At 72.8% G+C, this 13,807-nt stretch carries 17 protein-coding genes; 11 read left to right on the forward strand and 6 right to left on the reverse strand.

From position 1 onward, the window contains the following. Nucleotides 1-25 precede the first annotated feature (25 nt). Complete coding sequence (queD, locus tag ACQKQD_RS07755) at nucleotides 26-382, forward strand: 6-carboxytetrahydropterin synthase QueD (protein WP_020092323.1); 357 nt, start codon at nucleotides 26-28, stop codon at nucleotides 380-382. Further along, on the forward strand, nucleotides 372-1,091 hold the full coding sequence (gene queC, locus ACQKQD_RS07760) for a 7-cyano-7-deazaguanine synthase QueC (RefSeq protein ID WP_427508016.1): 720 nt from the start codon (nucleotides 372-374) through the stop codon (nucleotides 1,089-1,091). Before queD ends, queC begins: the two co-directional genes overlap by 11 nt. On the opposite strand, the gene ACQKQD_RS07765 is transcribed toward queC, so the two are convergent. After that, entirely contained in the window at nucleotides 1,078-1,644 is a 567-nt protein-coding gene (locus ACQKQD_RS07765; RefSeq protein WP_427508017.1) for a TetR/AcrR family transcriptional regulator, read from the reverse strand. The genes queC and ACQKQD_RS07765 overlap by 14 nt on opposite strands. 160 nt (nucleotides 1,645-1,804) lie before the next feature. Here ACQKQD_RS07765 and ACQKQD_RS07770 point away from each other — a divergent pair, with 160 nt between their 5' ends. The 6 genes from ACQKQD_RS07770 (at nucleotide 1,805) to ACQKQD_RS07795 (ending at nucleotide 7,199) form a co-directional block, all read left to right on the forward strand. Next, nucleotides 1,805-2,767, forward strand: coding sequence for a quinoprotein relay system zinc metallohydrolase 2 (locus ACQKQD_RS07770; RefSeq protein WP_331289684.1), 963 nt, complete (start codon nucleotides 1,805-1,807; stop codon nucleotides 2,765-2,767). Between the two features lie 41 nt (nucleotides 2,768-2,808). Next, nucleotides 2,809-3,663, forward strand: a complete 855-nt coding sequence (locus ACQKQD_RS07775; protein ID WP_427508018.1) for a quinoprotein dehydrogenase-associated SoxYZ-like carrier — start codon at nucleotides 2,809-2,811, stop codon at nucleotides 3,661-3,663. 2 nt (nucleotides 3,664-3,665) lie between these two features. After that, nucleotides 3,666-4,262, forward strand: a complete 597-nt coding sequence (locus tag ACQKQD_RS07780; protein WP_056532682.1) for a rhodanese-like domain-containing protein — start codon at nucleotides 3,666-3,668, stop codon at nucleotides 4,260-4,262. A 119-nt stretch (nucleotides 4,263-4,381) separates the two neighbouring features. Continuing rightward, a complete protein-coding gene (panB, locus tag ACQKQD_RS07785; RefSeq protein WP_020092329.1) occupies nucleotides 4,382-5,200 on the forward strand; it encodes a 3-methyl-2-oxobutanoate hydroxymethyltransferase in 819 nt (272 codons plus the stop codon). Nucleotides 5,201-5,213: 13 nt separating this feature from the next. Beyond that, on the forward strand, nucleotides 5,214-5,495 hold the full coding sequence (locus tag ACQKQD_RS07790; RefSeq protein ID WP_091925898.1) for a DUF333 domain-containing protein: 282 nt from the start codon (nucleotides 5,214-5,216) through the stop codon (nucleotides 5,493-5,495). Nucleotides 5,496-5,642: 147 nt separating this feature from the next. Next, nucleotides 5,643-7,199 (forward strand): serine hydrolase, encoded by a 1,557-nt coding sequence (locus ACQKQD_RS07795; protein ID WP_427508019.1) that lies wholly within the window; start codon nucleotides 5,643-5,645, stop codon nucleotides 7,197-7,199. 9 nt (nucleotides 7,200-7,208) lie between these two features. Here ACQKQD_RS07795 and ACQKQD_RS07800 read toward each other — a convergent pair whose 3' ends face one another. Then, nucleotides 7,209-8,204, reverse strand: coding sequence for an NUDIX hydrolase (locus tag ACQKQD_RS07800; RefSeq protein ID WP_020092332.1), 996 nt, complete (start codon nucleotides 8,202-8,204; stop codon nucleotides 7,209-7,211). Nucleotides 8,205-8,421: 217 nt separating this feature from the next. On the opposite strand from ACQKQD_RS07800, the gene thiE reads away from it, so the two are divergent. From thiE to ACQKQD_RS07815, 3 genes are all read left to right on the forward strand, one after another. Then, nucleotides 8,422-9,150, forward strand: coding sequence for a thiamine phosphate synthase (gene thiE, locus ACQKQD_RS07805; protein WP_091925902.1), 729 nt, complete (start codon nucleotides 8,422-8,424; stop codon nucleotides 9,148-9,150). Beyond that, nucleotides 9,147-9,962, forward strand: a complete 816-nt coding sequence (gene thiD / locus ACQKQD_RS07810; protein ID WP_427508020.1) for a bifunctional hydroxymethylpyrimidine kinase/phosphomethylpyrimidine kinase — start codon at nucleotides 9,147-9,149, stop codon at nucleotides 9,960-9,962. The genes thiE and thiD overlap by 4 nt, the downstream gene beginning before the upstream one ends. A gap of 136 nt (nucleotides 9,963-10,098) precedes the next feature. After that, nucleotides 10,099-10,725 (forward strand): helix-turn-helix domain-containing protein, encoded by a 627-nt coding sequence (locus ACQKQD_RS07815; RefSeq protein ID WP_020092335.1) that lies wholly within the window; start codon nucleotides 10,099-10,101, stop codon nucleotides 10,723-10,725. On the opposite strand, the gene ACQKQD_RS07820 is transcribed toward ACQKQD_RS07815, so the two are convergent. The 4 genes from ACQKQD_RS07820 to ACQKQD_RS07835 form a co-directional block, all read right to left on the reverse strand. Beyond that, a complete protein-coding gene (locus ACQKQD_RS07820; protein WP_427508097.1) occupies nucleotides 10,700-11,536 on the reverse strand; it encodes a helix-turn-helix domain-containing protein in 837 nt (278 codons plus the stop codon). The genes ACQKQD_RS07815 and ACQKQD_RS07820 overlap by 26 nt on opposite strands. Further along, nucleotides 11,499-11,720, reverse strand: coding sequence for a hypothetical protein (locus ACQKQD_RS07825; protein ID WP_427508102.1), 222 nt, complete (start codon nucleotides 11,718-11,720; stop codon nucleotides 11,499-11,501). The genes ACQKQD_RS07820 and ACQKQD_RS07825 overlap by 38 nt, the downstream gene beginning before the upstream one ends. Nucleotides 11,721-11,972: 252 nt before the next feature. Further along, entirely contained in the window at nucleotides 11,973-12,551 is a 579-nt protein-coding gene (locus tag ACQKQD_RS07830; protein WP_427508021.1) for an ABC-type transport auxiliary lipoprotein family protein, read from the reverse strand. Nucleotides 12,552-12,672: 121 nt separating this feature from the next. After that, entirely contained in the window at nucleotides 12,673-13,755 is a 1,083-nt protein-coding gene (locus tag ACQKQD_RS07835) for an MlaD family protein (RefSeq protein WP_091977182.1), read from the reverse strand. Nucleotides 13,756-13,807 lie beyond the last annotated feature (52 nt).

Raw genomic sequence — 13,807 nt, forward strand, 5'->3', positions numbered from 1 at the left:
GATCGGCCACACCCGCGAACCGTCCATGAAGATCACCCAAGCCTTCACCTTCGAGGCGGCCCACCGGCTGCCGAACGTGCCCGAGACCCACCGCTGCCACCGGATGCACGGGCATTCCTACCGGGTCGAGCTGACGGTCGCCGGCCCGGTCGATCCCCATACCGGCTGGGTGATCGACTTCTACGACATCGAGTCGATCTTCGGGCCGCTGCTCGCCCGGCTCGACCACCACTGCCTCAACGAGATCGAGGGGCTGGAGAACCCGACCGCCGAGAACATCGCGGCCTGGATCTGGCAGCGCCTCCGGCCGGACCTGCCGGGCCTCGCGCTCGTGCGGGTCGCCGAGACCCCGATGTCCTGGGCCGAGTACGATGGCGAGTGAGACCGCGATCGCCGGGGATCGCGCCGCGCTGGTGCTGTTCTCCGGGGGCCAGGATTCGGCCACCTGCCTGGCCTGGGCGCTCGACCGGTTCGACCACGTCGAGACCCTCGGCTTCGACTACGGCCAGCGCCACCGGGTCGAGCTCGACCGCCGCGCGGCCCTGCGGGCGGGCACGACCGCCCTCGATCCCGCCTGGGCGGCCCGCCTCGGCGAGGACCACACGCTCGCCCTCGACGCCCTCGGGCAGGTCTCCGAGACGGCGCTCACCCGGGAGGCCGCGATCGGCTACGAGGCGTCGGGCCTGCCCAACACCTTCGTGCCCGGCCGCAACCTCGTGTTCCTGACCTTCGCGGCGGCGCTCGCCTACCGGCGCGGGCTTCGGCACGTGGTCGGCGGCATGTGCGAGACCGACTATTCCGGCTACCCGGATTGCCGCGACGACACGATCAAGGCCCTGCAGGTGGCGCTCAATCTCGGCATGGAGCGGCGCTTCGTGCTGCACACGCCGCTGATGTGGCTCGACAAGGCGCAGACCTGGGAGCTGGCCGAGAGCCTCGGCGGGCGGGCGCTGGTCGACCTGATCGTCGAGGAGAGCCACACCTGCTACCTCGGCGAGCGCGGGCAGCGGCATCCCTGGGGATACGGCTGCGGCACCTGCCCGGCCTGCCGGCTGCGGGCGGACGGCTACGCCCGGTTCACTGCGGCCTGAGGCCGTCGACCAGCACCGCCAGCGTTCCCCGGAAGGCGTCGGGGCTCGCGAACAGGCGCTCCATCAGGAGCGCCCCCTCCAGGGTGGCGACGACGTAGCGGGCGAGCGCCGCCGGATCCGCGCCGCCGTGCACGCTGCCGTCCATCTGGCCCGCGCGCAGGATGCCCTCCAGCCACGCGAGATGGTCCGCGAAGAAGGCCGCGACGTCCCGGCGCAGGCGCTCGGGCAGGGCCTCGCCCTCGATGGCCAGCGCCGCGCAGAGGCAGCCGAGCCCCTGCTCGACGCCGCCGAGATAGAGCCGCCCGTAGGCCTCGACCCGGCCGGGGCCGTCCGGAACGTCCCGGCGGATCGCCTCCAGGGCCGCGGCGTAACGCGCCGCGTAGGCCGCCACCAGGGCGGCGCCGAGATCGACCTTGGTGGGGAAGTGGTGGTGGATGCTCGCCTTGCGGATGCCCACCGCCGCCGCGAGGTCGGCGTAGCTGAAGCCGGCGAAGCCGCGGCCCCGCACCAGGGTCTCGGCCTGCATCAGCAACTCGGCGCGGGTATCCCTCATCGCGGCGAACGTCGCTCCAAAACTCACCCCCGTCATCGCACGAAGTCACGCGAACGTGCGGCCGCGGCGGGGACCGGCTCCCGGCGGCCCCTTGACGGACGATTAATCTACCTACTTAATGGTAGACAATCAAGAACGGGCAAGATCGGGAGGTTTCGGCATGACGGCACGCGCCGTCCATCCGCGGAGGCAGGCCGCCGGGCCGACGCGACGGCACGCCCTCTTCGCGGGGCTCTGCCTGTGCTGCCTGCCGACGCTGGGCCGCGCCGCCGAGAGCTTCACGATGGAGGAGGTCGGGCCCGGCCTGTACGTGCGCAAGGGCCTGATCGCCGACGCCACCCCCGACAACGCCGACGCCATCGCCAATATCGGCTTCCTCGTCGGCAGGACCGGCGTGGTGGTGACCGAGTCCGGCGGCAGCCTCGCCGACGGCCAGTGGCTGCGCGCCGAGATCGCCAAGCGCACGGACAAGCCGATCACCCACGTGGTGCTGACCCACGTCCACCCGGACCACGTCTTCGGGGCGGGGGCCTTCGTCCAGGACAAGCCGGTCTTCATCGGCCACGCCAAGCTCACCGAGGCCCTGGCGGCCCGGGGCGAGTTCTACCGCAAGCGGCTGATCGATCTGCTCGGCGAGGACCGGACCGGGCCGGTGGTCTACCCGACGATGAGCGTCAAAGACACGGCCGAGATCGACCTCGGCGACCGGCGCCTGACCTTCACGGCGCACGGTCCGGCGCACACCACCTCGGACCTGTCGATGATCGATTCCGGCAGCGGCCTGCTGTTCCCCGCCGACCTGCTGTTCGTGAACCGGATCCCCTCCCTCGACGGCAGCCTCAAGGGCTGGCTCGCCGAGATCGAGCGGCTGAAGGCCATGGGTCCCGCCCGGGCCGTCCCGGGCCACGGCCCCGTCGCGGTCGACCTCGCCCCGGCGCTCGCCGACCTCTCCGGCTACCTGACCGCCCTGCGCGACGGCACCCGGGCGGCGATCGCCAAGGACGTGCCCATCGAGAAGGCCGTGACCAGCGTCGCGGCGGACCAGCGCGACAAGTGGGCCCTGTTCGACACCTACAACGGCCGCAACGTCACCGTGGCCTACCAGGAACTCGAGTGGGAATAGGTTTCAGGATCTCCATATCCAAGCCAATCGGGAGGCACGCCATGACGCACAGGATCGGACAGACCTTCATCGGACAGACCTTCTCCAGCCTCGCCCTCGGCCTCATCCTGGCGACGACGGCGCTGTCGGGACCGCTCGCCGGCGCCGCGCGGGCGGCCGGCGCCTCCGACACCGATCAGGAGCGGGCGGCCCGCTGGCAGGAGATCGCCAAGTCGATCTTCGGCGACCGCCAGATCGCCCCGACCGACAGCCTCGTGAAGATCGAGGCGCCCGCCCGGGCGCTCGACGCCGCCCTGGTTCCGATCACCCTGACCATGCCCAAGGACGGGCAGGTCAAGGCGGTCTCGCTGATCATCGACGACAACCCGGCGCCCTACGCGGCCAAGTTCGAGTTCGGGCCGGCCGCCGACCCGGCCGAGCTGAAGCTGCGCGTGCGGGTCAACAACTACACCGACATGCACGCCGTGGTGGAGACCATGGACGGCAAGCTCTACGAGGCCAAGCAGTTCGTGAAGGCCTCCGGCGGCTGCTCGGCTCCGATGGGGATGAGCGACGAGGAGGCCATGAAGGGCATGGGCGACATGCGCATGAAGTTCGCCGAGACGGCGGCCGGCAAGCCCGTGGAGGCGACGCTGATGATCCGCCACCCGAACTTCTCCGGCATGCAGATGAACCAGGTGACCCGCGACTACACGCCGGCGCGCTACATCGACAAGCTCACCGTCTCGGCGGGCGACCGGAAGGTCTTCACCATGACGGGCGACATCTCGATCGCCTCGAACCCGGTGATCAACTTCGCGTTCAAGCCGGACGGCAAGCCGATCCAGGTGGCGGCCTCCGACAACCAGGGCGGCCAGTGGCAGCACAGCTTCACCGCGCCGAGCCCGACGAACTGACCATGCGGCGCCTCCTCCTGACCGGCCGGGCCGCGGCGGCCTGCGCCGCGCTCCTCTGCCTCGCCGCGGCGCCGGCCGATTCGCCGGTGAACGTGCCCGAGCCGGAGGGGCTCTACGCCGGCCCTCCGAAGGGCTACACGCCGCCGACCCTCAAGGGTGCCGCGGTGGTCGACGCCGACGCCGTCGCCGCCCTGATCGCCGGGCCCGACAAGCCGGTGCTGCTCGACGTGGCGGCGCCGGACCGCAAGCCGTCGAACTTCCCGGAGGGCCGCCTCTGGCTGCCGGTGCATCCGTCGATCCCCGGCGCCGTCTGGATGCCGGAGGCCGGCGCCGAGCCCCTGGCGCCGGCGCGCGAGGCGCTCTTCTACGCCCGCGTCGCGGCGCTGACCGGGGGCGACAAGGCGAAGCCCGTCGTGGTGTTCTGCCACGTCGAGTGCTGGGGCAGCTGGAATGCCGCCAAGCGGCTGGTGCTGAAGGGCTATACCGGCGTGCGCTGGTTCCCCGAGGGCGTCGAGGGCTGGCAGGAGATGCACGAGACCGCGAACCTGACGGTCGATCCGGACTGGAAGGCGGGCGCCGAGCCGCAGGCGGGGCGCTGACCCGCATCGCAGGGCATTGTAAGAGACGCCGCGGAACGAGGCTCGCAAAGCCGGGCGCTCTCCCGGGCGGGAGAGGGGGCCCGCGCCGCGTCCCGGGTGGCCGGAATGAGGTCTGAACCATGTCGCAGGTCGTGCAGTCCCGACGGCTCCGGGCGGTCGATATCGGCAAGCGCAAGGCCGAGGGGCGCAAGATCATCGCGCTCACCGCCTACCACGCCCACACGGCCGGCATCGTCGATCCCTACTGCGACTTCATCCTCGTGGGCGATTCCCTCGGCATGGTGATGCACGGGATGGAATCGACGATCCCCGTGACCCTGGAGATGATGATCCTCCAGGCCCAGGCGGTGATCCGCGGCACGCAGAAGGCGCTGGTCGTGGTCGACATGCCGTTCGGCTCCTACGAGGCGAGCCGGGAGCAGGCCTTCCTCAGCGCCTCCCGGGTTCTCAAGGAGACCGGCGCCGGCGCGATCAAGATGGAGGGCGGCGCCCATTTCGCCGAGACGGTGGCGTTCCTCGTCCAGCGCGGCGTGCCGGTGATGGGCCATATCGGCCTCACTCCGCAGGCGGTGAACACGATGGGCGGCTTCAAGGTCCAGGGCCGGGCCCCCGACGACGAGCGCCGCCTCCTGGAGGATGCCCGCGCCATCTCGGAGGCCGGCGCCTTCGCGATCGTGCTCGAGGGCATCGTCGAGCCGGTGGCGCGGGCGATCGCGACCTCCCCCCAGGTCACCGCCGCCACGATCGGCATCGGCGCCTCGGCGGTCTGCGACGGCCAGATCCTGGTGCTGGAGGACATGCTCGGCCTGTCCGAGCGCACGCCGAAATTCGTGCGCCAGTTCGGGAGCCTGCGGACCCACATCGAGGACGCCGTGAAGGCCTACGCGGACGAGGTCCGGGCCGGCCGGTTCCCGGCCGACGACCACACCTACGGTTAGGGCAGGGCGGCCCATGACGCGCATGATCGGACCGTGGAGGGCGCCCGCCGCGTGGCCTGTCCGCGCGCTCGCGGCCTGCGCCGCCCTTGCCGGATCGGGGCCGGCCCGCGCGCTGGAGAATCCGGCCTCGGCCTTCTGCGCGACGATGGGCGGGCAGACGATCCTCGCGAAGCTGCCCGATGGCGGCACGATCGGTCTCTGCGCCCTTCCGGGGCGGAAGATCGTCGAGGAATGGACGCTGTACCGGATGCTCCGCGGCGTGAAGCCGGCACCCGGCGCCGACCCGTTCCGCTAGCCCGGCCCGGTTCCCGAACAGTCTTCGTCCGTGTCCGTCGGGCCGGCCCGCGCATTCGCGGCACGGCCCGGGGCGGCGCGATTGATTTCGCCGGCCCGACGATGCCACTCTCGAGGTCCGAGCTCTCTCAGGCGGGATCGACGACTCATGCAGCGGGCCCGATCGCGCCGGCGCCTCGTCGGCGCGTGCCTCGCCTTCGGCCTGATCGCGGCCGGGCCCGGAGCCGGATCCGCCGGGACGCTGACGCGGGCGCAGGTCGAGGCGCAGCTGCCGGCGCTGGAGGCGCTGGCGCGGCGGGCCATCGACGCGGGAGCGGTGCCGGGCCTCGCGGTCGCGGTCGTCCTCGGCGACGAGACGCTCCTCCTGAAGGGATACGGCCTCAGGCAGGCCGGGAAGCCCGAGCCGGTCGGCCCCGACACGGTCTTCCAGATCGCCTCCCTGTCCAAGCCCGTCACCGCGACGATCGTGGCCGCCCTGGTCGGCGACGGGGTGGTCGACTGGGATTCGCGCGTCGCGGATCTCGATCCCGCCTTCCAGCTGCACGAGCCCTACCCGACCGCGCAGGTCACGGTGCGCGACTTCCTCAACCATCGCAGCGGCCTGCCGGGGACCGCCGGCGACGATCTGGAGGCGATCGGCTTCGGCCGCGACGCGATCCTGCACCGGCTGCGCCTCGCGCCGCCCGCCTCCAGCTTCCGCGCCGGCTACGCCTACAGCAATTTCGGCTTCACCGAGGGCGCGGTCGCCGCCGCGAAGCCGACCGGCCAGCCCTGGGAGGCGGTGGCCCGGGATCGGCTGTTCCGGCCGCTCGGGATGACCGCCACCGGCACGACCCACGCGGATTTCCTCAGCCGGCCCGACCGCGCGGCGCTCCACGTCCGGGCCGGCGGCGTCTGGACCGCCAAGATCGAGCGGGATCCCGACGCGCAGGCACCGGCCGGCGGCGTCAGCAGCGATGTCCGCGACCTCTCCCGATGGCTGCGGCTCGTGATCGGCAAGGGCCGTTTCGAGGGCGCGCAGCGCGTCGCGGCCCCGGCCCTGGCGCAGACGCACGTCCCGCTCATGGCCCGCGGCCGCAACCCCGTGACCGGCGGCGCGTCCTTCTACGGCCTCGGCTGGAACGTCGAGTACGGCCGCCACGGCCTCGTCTGGGGCCACGCCGGCGCCTTCAGCGTCGGCGCGCAGACGCTCGTCTCGATCCATCCGGAGGCCGGTCTCGGGATCCTCGTCCTGACCAACGCCTTCCCGTCCGGCGTGCCGGAGGGGCTGGCCGACAGCTTCGCCGACCTCGTCTTCGACGGCCGCGTCGACCGGGACTGGGTGACGGCCTGGGGCGCCGCCTACGAGAACCTGTTCGCGCCCGGCATCGCCGCCGACAAGGCGGCCTACGGCACGCCGCCGGCGCCGCCCGCCGCGCCCCTGGCGCTCTCGGCCTATGCCGGGCGCTACGCCAACGCCTATGTCGGCGAGGCCGTCGTGGTGGAGGCGGACGGCGCCCTGACGCTGACGGTCGGCCCCGCGGGGGCGCGCCGCTACAGCCTCCGGCACTTCGACCGCGACCTCTTCCTCAGCTTCCCGGACGCCGAGGCGCCCGACCGCCCCTCCGCCGTCCGCTTCGCCATCGGCAGCGACGGCCGGGCCGCCGCCGTGACGGTGGACGCGCTCGACGCGAGCGGGCTCGGCACCCTGGCGCGGCGAGACTGACCGCCGCCGTCACCCCGCCCGCCGCGACGGCAGCCGCAGGCCCGGGGCCGGGCGCTCCAGCAGCACCTCCCGGCGGAAGCGCACCAGCCGCGCCGGCCGGCCGGCGGCGCCGCTGGTCACGCTCTCGGTCTCCTCCACCAGCCCCTGCTGGGCCACGAGGCGCCGGAAGTTCTGCTTGTGCAGCTGCGTCCCCGACAGGGCCTCCACGGTCTTCTGCAGCTGCAGCAGGGTGAATTCCGGCGGCATCAGCTCGAACACCACCGGGCGGTACTTGATCTTGCCCCGGAGCCGGCCGATCGCGGTCGCGAGCACCCGCCGGTGGTCGAACGCCATGGGGACGCCGGTCGGGTCGTTCGGCAGGGCCGGGCCGGGATTGCCGCGCGCCTCCGGGATCAGCCCGGCCTCGAACAGCAGCTCGTAGCGCTCCAGGACGCGCTCCTCGTTCCAAGTGCCGCCGTTCATGCCGAAGGTCAGGCCGAGGCGGTCGAGGCGGCGGGTCCGGGTGGCGCAGTCCGCGGGCTCGGACGCCCATTCGGCGAGCCGCGCCTCGATGGCGTCGAGCTGGCGCGGGCGCCCCTGCCGGAAATCCTCGTAGGGCAGGTAGCGGTACCAGTTCTGCCACGCGGCCTCGGCGAGCCCCGCCGGCCGCTCCTCGCGGACGAGCGCCAGATAAGCCACCGAGAGGGAGTGCACCCCCGACAGGGTCGCCGTGCCGGAGCGGTCGCGGTCGCCGAAGGTGTAGAGCTGCTCCACGTAGCCGAGGCGCTGGTGCGTCTGCCGCTCCACCCAGGCGCGCAGGCCCCGCTCCAGCGTGGCGTGCTCGGGGACGAGGGGGCCGGCCGGCAGGCCGTCGCCGCGGCCGGGCGCCTGGTCGGGGACCCGGATGGTCAGGGCGCGCGGCTCCCCCTTGGTCGCGGCGACGATCACCGCGACGAGGCCTACGGAGGAGCGCTCCGGCGGGGCCTGCCCCCCGCGCGCGTCCGTCTGCGCCGCGGCACCCGTCATCGTTCCTCGACCGTCCGTCCCCCGGGATGCGCCGTAGCGGATCCCACCTATAGGGGGACAGGATCGCCGCGCGTCAACGCCGCCGTATGACGGAGCGGGGGGGCCCGTCGACGCACCGCTGTCCACCCGCCGCTTGCCAACGCCGCGAGCCCTGCCCAAACAGGGGTCCGGGTAGGCCGGCACGGGACCGGCCGAGGCGGACCGAGCGACGACAGCGATGCCAGCGAGCGCGACTTCCCCCGCAGATTCCCCCTCGACCCCGACCGGCAGCCGGGCCGTCGACCTGCGGCTCTACGGGCTCCTCGATGTCGGCGTCTGCGGCGCCGACGGGGCGCGGCTGGCTGAGCTCGGCGCCGAGGCGGTGGCGGGGGGCTGCACCCTGCTCCAGTACCGCGAGAAGGACATCGCCGATGCCCGCGCCGCCCTGGCGCGGATCCGGGCGATCCTGGCGGCGGTGGGCGGCCGCGTCCCGGTCCTCGTCAACGACCGCGTCGACCTCGCCCTCGCGGCCGGAGCCGACGGGGTGCATCTCGGCCAGGGCGACCTCCACCCGGCCGACGCCCGCCGGCTGCTGGGGGAGGGCGCGATCATCGGCCTCACCCTGAAGAAGCCCGCCCAGGCCGACGAATTGTACCGGCTGCCCGTCGACTACGCCTGCATCGGCGGCGTGTTCGCCACCACCAGCAAGGACAATCCCGACCCGCCGGTGGGTCTCGACGGCTTCGCCAGCATCGCCTTCCGCGCCCGCCTCGCCCGCGGGGCCGGCCTGCCGCTCGGCGCCATCGCGGGGATCGGGCTCGACAACGCCGCCGCGGTGGTCGCCGCGGGGGCTGACGGCGTCGCGGTGATCACCGCGCTGTTCGGCGCGGAGTCGGTGCGCCAGCGCGCCCGCGACCTGCGCGCGCGGATCGACGGCGCCCTGGCGGAGCGGGCCGGCGCCCGATGAGCGGCCCCGCGCCCATCGCGGTCACGATCGCGGGCTCGGATTCCGGCGGCGGCGCCGGCATCCAGGCGGACCTCAAGACCTTCTCGGCGCTCGGCGTCTACGGCGCCAGCGTGATCACGGCGCTGACCGCGCAGAACACGACGGGGGTCCAGGGCATCCACGACGTGCCGGCGGATTTCGTCGCCCGGCAGATCGACAGCGTGTTCTCCGACCTCGCCGTGAGGGCGGTGAAGATCGGCATGCTGTCGCAGACCGCGGTGATCGCGGCGGTCGCCGAGGGCCTCGCCCGGCACGCCGGGTCGATCCCGGTCGTCCTCGACCCGGTGATGGTCGCCACCAGCGGCGACCGGCTGATCACCGACGACGCCGTGGCGACGCTCCGCGAGCGGCTGCTCCCGCGGGCCGACCTGATCACCCCCAACCTGCCGGAGGCGGCGGTGCTCCTCGGCGAGCCCGTCGCCGCGGACGCGGCGGCGATCGTGGCCCAGGCGCGGCGCCTGGTCGCCCTCGGCGCCCGGGCGGTGCTGATCAAGGGCGGCCACGGCGCGGGGCGCGAGAGCATCGACCACCTCGTCACGGCGGACGGCGCCCTGCGGACCCTGTCGGCGCCGCGGATCGCGACGCGCAACACCCACGGCACCGGCTGCACCCTCTCGGCGGCGGTGGCGGCGGGCCTCGCCCAGGGCCTGGCCCTGCCGGAGGCGGTGGCGGAGGCCAAGGCCTACCTCACGGCCGCCCTCGCGGCGGCGGACAGCCTCGCGGTCGGGACGGGGCACGGGCCGGTCCACCACTTCCACGCCGTCTGGACTTAGAGGCCGATCCGGCCGCCGCTTTCCGGTGCGCACGCCGCCGCGCACGCCGCCCGCCGCCTTGCAACCGGGCGTCGATTGCGTTTGAAGAAGCGCACGATCGTTCGGATAATGGAACGGTGCAGGCGGATCGGGGACGATGCAGGATCAGGCGGAACGGCCCGACCGGGCGCGCGGGCGCGACCTGCTGACCGGCGCGCAGGTGCTCTCCGGCCAGCTCGGCAAGACCATCCAGCGGCTGCGCAAGGCCTACAACCTGTCGCTCTCGGAACTCGCCGAGCAGTCCGGCGTGGCCAAGTCGATCATCAGCCAGATCGAGCGCAACGAGACCAACCCGACGCTGGCGACGATCTGGCGCCTGTCCCAGGCCCTCGACGTGTCGATCGAGCGGGTGTTGGCGGCCGGCGACGAGGAGCCGTTCATCGAGAAGACCTCCCGGGCCGACACGCCGATCCTCGTCTCCGAGGACGGGAAGGTGCGGCTGGCGATCATCGGCTGGCTCAAGACGATCGAGTGGCTGCAATGGTACGAGGTCACGGCCGACCCGGGCGGCGTCCTCGACTCGGACCCGCACCAGCGCGGCTCGGTGGAGTCGCTCTCGGTCACCGAGGGGGCGTTCGAGGTCGAGATCGGCGGCGTCGTGCAGCGGGCGCGAGCCGGCGAGACCCTGCGCTACCGCTGCGACCGGCCCCACCTCGTGCGCTGCACGGACGGTCCGGCCCGGGCCACCATGGTGGTGATCATGAAGGCCGCCGTGATGGAGTGAGGCGGCCCGGTCGGCCCTCCGGCCCACCCTCGGCGCCCCGCGCGAGGGCGCGCACGCGGTAGTCGCGGGGGCTCAGGCCGTAGCGCTCCTTGAAGCGGCGGGAGAAGTGGGACTGGCTGAGGAAGCCGCAGCCATACGCCAAGGTCCCCAGCGGCATGTGGAGGCAGCCCGGATCGGCCAAGCGCTTGGCGGCCGCCTCGAGCCTGCGGTGCCAGATCCAGTCGGAGATGTGCCGGTCCTGCGCGCGGAACAAGGCCTGCAGCCGGCGCAGGGACACGCCGGCCGCGGCCGCGAGCCGGGGCGGGTCCAGGGTCGGATCGTGGAGATGGGCCTCGAGATAGGCCCGGGCGCGCTGCACCACGACGCTGTCCTGGACGGGCCGCTGCGCCTCCCGCGCGAGCCGCTCCGCGAGGCTGGCGACGATGAGGTCGAGCCCCGTGGAGACCATGCTCTCGGCCACCTGGGGCGTCAGCCGGTCGCCCAGGCTGAGCAGGTTGCCCAGGAACGACCGGGTCAGGGTCGCGGTCGGCAGATCGCCGCCGACAGTCACGCCGGCGAACAGGCGCGCGGAGCCCAGAGCCCCCTCCAGCCGCTCCCGCGGGATCCCAATGGCCAGCACCTCGCTGTAGCCGCTGTGCTCGATCGTCCAGGGTGTATTCGTATCCCGGATCGAGAAGTCGCCGACCCGATCCGTGCTCGACCGATCGTACTGATCCGCGCGGACCTGTCCCGAGAGCACGATGCTCATGAACAGGTGGTCGGTCTTGTGGTTTTCATGGCGAAGCGTGCGCGGCGTCGTGGCCGCCCGCAGTTTTGCGCAGCGCGAATTTCGTGAAGACCAGGCCGCCGATACTGGCCCCCTCGATCGTCGCGTGAAAGGGCTCGTCGTTGAGACAAGTCTGCGCCATCGGAACCAGGCGATCTTCGCAGACATCTCGCCAAAGGAGAAACCTGTCCTTCTCCAATACACCTTCAGTTGAGAACAGAGTCTGCATCGCGGCAGCCGTATGACCGCGATTGCTGCGAACCGCAACCGCGCCCCGTCTACGCACGCCGCCGCGGCGCCGCGGGACACGGATTGATCGGCAGGAAATCCCGCGCGCCCACGATGGACCGTCGGGCCCGTCCCATCACCCGTGGCGCCTGTCGGGCCGTGGAGCGGATCCGCACGGCTGGCATTCGGAGGACGTTCCGTCGCGAGCGCCCCGCCCCGGCGGGGGCGTCGGCGCGGCCCGGCCGCGGGGCCGTCAGCGCCCGCTGTTCACCCAGCGCACAACGTCGGCCAGCACGATGCTCAGCGCCTGATCGAGGGCGCGGGCGCCGCTGCCGGCATCGATCTTGGACACCGGCACGCGGGCCGTGAAGATCCGCGCCGCCGCAACCCTGCCGGTGCCGTCGGCCACGAGCTTCAGCGACAGGTCGACCACCGCCTCGCCGGTCCCGGACTGCACGTCGAAGGCGCGGATCTCGCTGATCAGCTGGTAGTCGGCCACGACCTTGTCGCCGGGCCGGCTCACCGAGCGGAGCCGCCCGGAATTCTCCAGGCTCTGGATGAGCCGCGTCTGGATCAGGCGCGGCAGCCGGTCGGCCCACTGGCCGCCGCCCAGGAACGACAGGGCGCCGCCGTTCTCGCGGACGATGATCCGGTCGGCCTCGAAGGGCTGGATGCTCACCGGCTCCGAGACCGCGATCGAGCGGCCGGCCGCGATCGGCCGCCCCGAGGCCGGCAGCGCCGCGAGGTCGAAGGTGAGGGGCGCCGCGCCGCCGCAGCCACCCAGGAGGGCGGCGAGCAGCGCGGCGGCGGCGATGTGGGACGAGCGGACCATACGCATGACCTGAAGGACCCCGCCGGCGAACGGCGGAGCTGTATAAGCTATGCGGTTAAAACTAATCCGCTGCGGCATCCGTGCCGTGCGCCGGGACACATCCGCCCGGCGACGCGGCATTTCACCGGCCACCGTTGTATTCAGGCAACGAAGGCTTGCCGCCGAAGATCACCTGGCTCGGGTCGCGCTCCAGGCTGCGCACCGTGCGGTTGAGGGTGCTCAGGGTCCGCTGCCCGTCCCCCGACAGGGCCTCGACCTCCCGGCGGCCGGTGCCGCTCAGCCGGCCGAAATTGGCCGAGATGCTGGCGGTGCGCTTGTCGAGGTTCTCCGACATGGTCCGGAACGCCTTGCCGGCGTCGCGCACCGAGATCGCCGCCGCGCGGATCTCCGTGAAGGTGCTGGAGCCCTCCTGGCCGGAGGCCGAGCCCAGGAAGCTCTGGGCGCCGTTCAGCACCGCGTCGATCTTGTCGGCCGAGGCGCTGAGCTTGCCGGCGAGCAGCCGGGCGTCGTGCACGCCGGCCTCGATGTCGGGGCTGGCCTTGGACAGGGCGGCCGAGAAGCGGTCGGCGTTGTCGATCACCCGGCCGAGCTTGGCCCCGTCCACGGCCTTGACCAGCGCCGAGATGTTCGGGCCGGCATCGGCCAGCGTCTTCGAGAAGGTCTCGACGTTGGTCAGCGACCGGTTGATCGCCCCCTCGTTGGCGGAGACCAGCCGGTCGAGGCGGGCCAGCATGTCGTCGGCCCGCTGCGCCACCTGGCGCGCCAGCGCCATCATGTCCTGCATGTCGGAGGAATCGGCGAAGATCGTCGGCGGCTCGCCGTTGGCCATCGGGGTCAGCACCGGCGCGTCGGCGTTGCCGCCCGACAGGGAGATCACCGAGACGCCGGTGAGCATCGCCGAGTCGAGGCGGGCGCGGGTGTCGGCCCGGAGCGGGGTCGCGGGATCGACCTTGATCGTGGCGAGCACCCGGCGGGGATCCTGCGGGGCGAGGCGGATGTCGGTGACCTCGCCGACCTTGATGCCGTTGAAGTTCACGCTCGAGCCGCGCGACAAGCCACCGACCGAGCCGGAGAAGACGATGCGGACGAGCTGGCTGACCTGCCGCGAGGAGCCGCCGGAGAGCCACAGCACGGTGCCGAAGCCCGCCAGGATGACGGCGATCGTGAAGGCCCCGATCAGGGCGTAGTTCGCGCGGGTTTCCATGCGCTCAACCTGCGGTTCTGGCCGGCGGAGATCCGGCCGGGCCTGGAGCCCC

The sequence above is a fragment of the Methylobacterium sp. NPDC080182 genome (assembly GCF_050281105.1).
Lineage (GTDB): Bacteria > Pseudomonadota > Alphaproteobacteria > Rhizobiales > Beijerinckiaceae > Methylobacterium.

Coding starts and splice junctions, on each gene's coding strand:
- queD (WP_020092323.1), top strand. CDS start 26: ATGAAGATCACCCAAGCCTTCACCTTCGAGGCGGCCCACCGGCTGCCG.
- queC (WP_427508016.1), top strand. CDS start 372: ATGGCGAGTGAGACCGCGATCGCCGGGGATCGCGCCGCGCTGGTGCTG.
- ACQKQD_RS07765 (WP_427508017.1), bottom strand. CDS start 1,644: ATGAGGGATACCCGCGCCGAGTTGCTGATGCAGGCCGAGACCCTGGTG.
- ACQKQD_RS07770 (WP_331289684.1), top strand. CDS start 1,805: ATGACGGCACGCGCCGTCCATCCGCGGAGGCAGGCCGCCGGGCCGACG.
- ACQKQD_RS07775 (WP_427508018.1), top strand. CDS start 2,809: ATGACGCACAGGATCGGACAGACCTTCATCGGACAGACCTTCTCCAGC.
- ACQKQD_RS07780 (WP_056532682.1), top strand. CDS start 3,666: ATGCGGCGCCTCCTCCTGACCGGCCGGGCCGCGGCGGCCTGCGCCGCG.
- panB (WP_020092329.1), top strand. CDS start 4,382: ATGTCGCAGGTCGTGCAGTCCCGACGGCTCCGGGCGGTCGATATCGGC.
- ACQKQD_RS07790 (WP_091925898.1), top strand. CDS start 5,214: ATGACGCGCATGATCGGACCGTGGAGGGCGCCCGCCGCGTGGCCTGTC.
- ACQKQD_RS07795 (WP_427508019.1), top strand. CDS start 5,643: ATGCAGCGGGCCCGATCGCGCCGGCGCCTCGTCGGCGCGTGCCTCGCC.
- ACQKQD_RS07800 (WP_020092332.1), bottom strand. CDS start 8,204: ATGACGGGTGCCGCGGCGCAGACGGACGCGCGCGGGGGGCAGGCCCCG.
- thiE (WP_091925902.1), top strand. CDS start 8,422: ATGCCAGCGAGCGCGACTTCCCCCGCAGATTCCCCCTCGACCCCGACC.
- thiD (WP_427508020.1), top strand. CDS start 9,147: ATGAGCGGCCCCGCGCCCATCGCGGTCACGATCGCGGGCTCGGATTCC.
- ACQKQD_RS07815 (WP_020092335.1), top strand. CDS start 10,099: ATGCAGGATCAGGCGGAACGGCCCGACCGGGCGCGCGGGCGCGACCTG.
- ACQKQD_RS07825 (WP_427508102.1), bottom strand. CDS start 11,720: ATGCAGACTCTGTTCTCAACTGAAGGTGTATTGGAGAAGGACAGGTTT.
- ACQKQD_RS07830 (WP_427508021.1), bottom strand. CDS start 12,551: ATGGTCCGCTCGTCCCACATCGCCGCCGCCGCGCTGCTCGCCGCCCTC.
- ACQKQD_RS07835 (WP_091977182.1), bottom strand. CDS start 13,755: ATGGAAACCCGCGCGAACTACGCCCTGATCGGGGCCTTCACGATCGCC.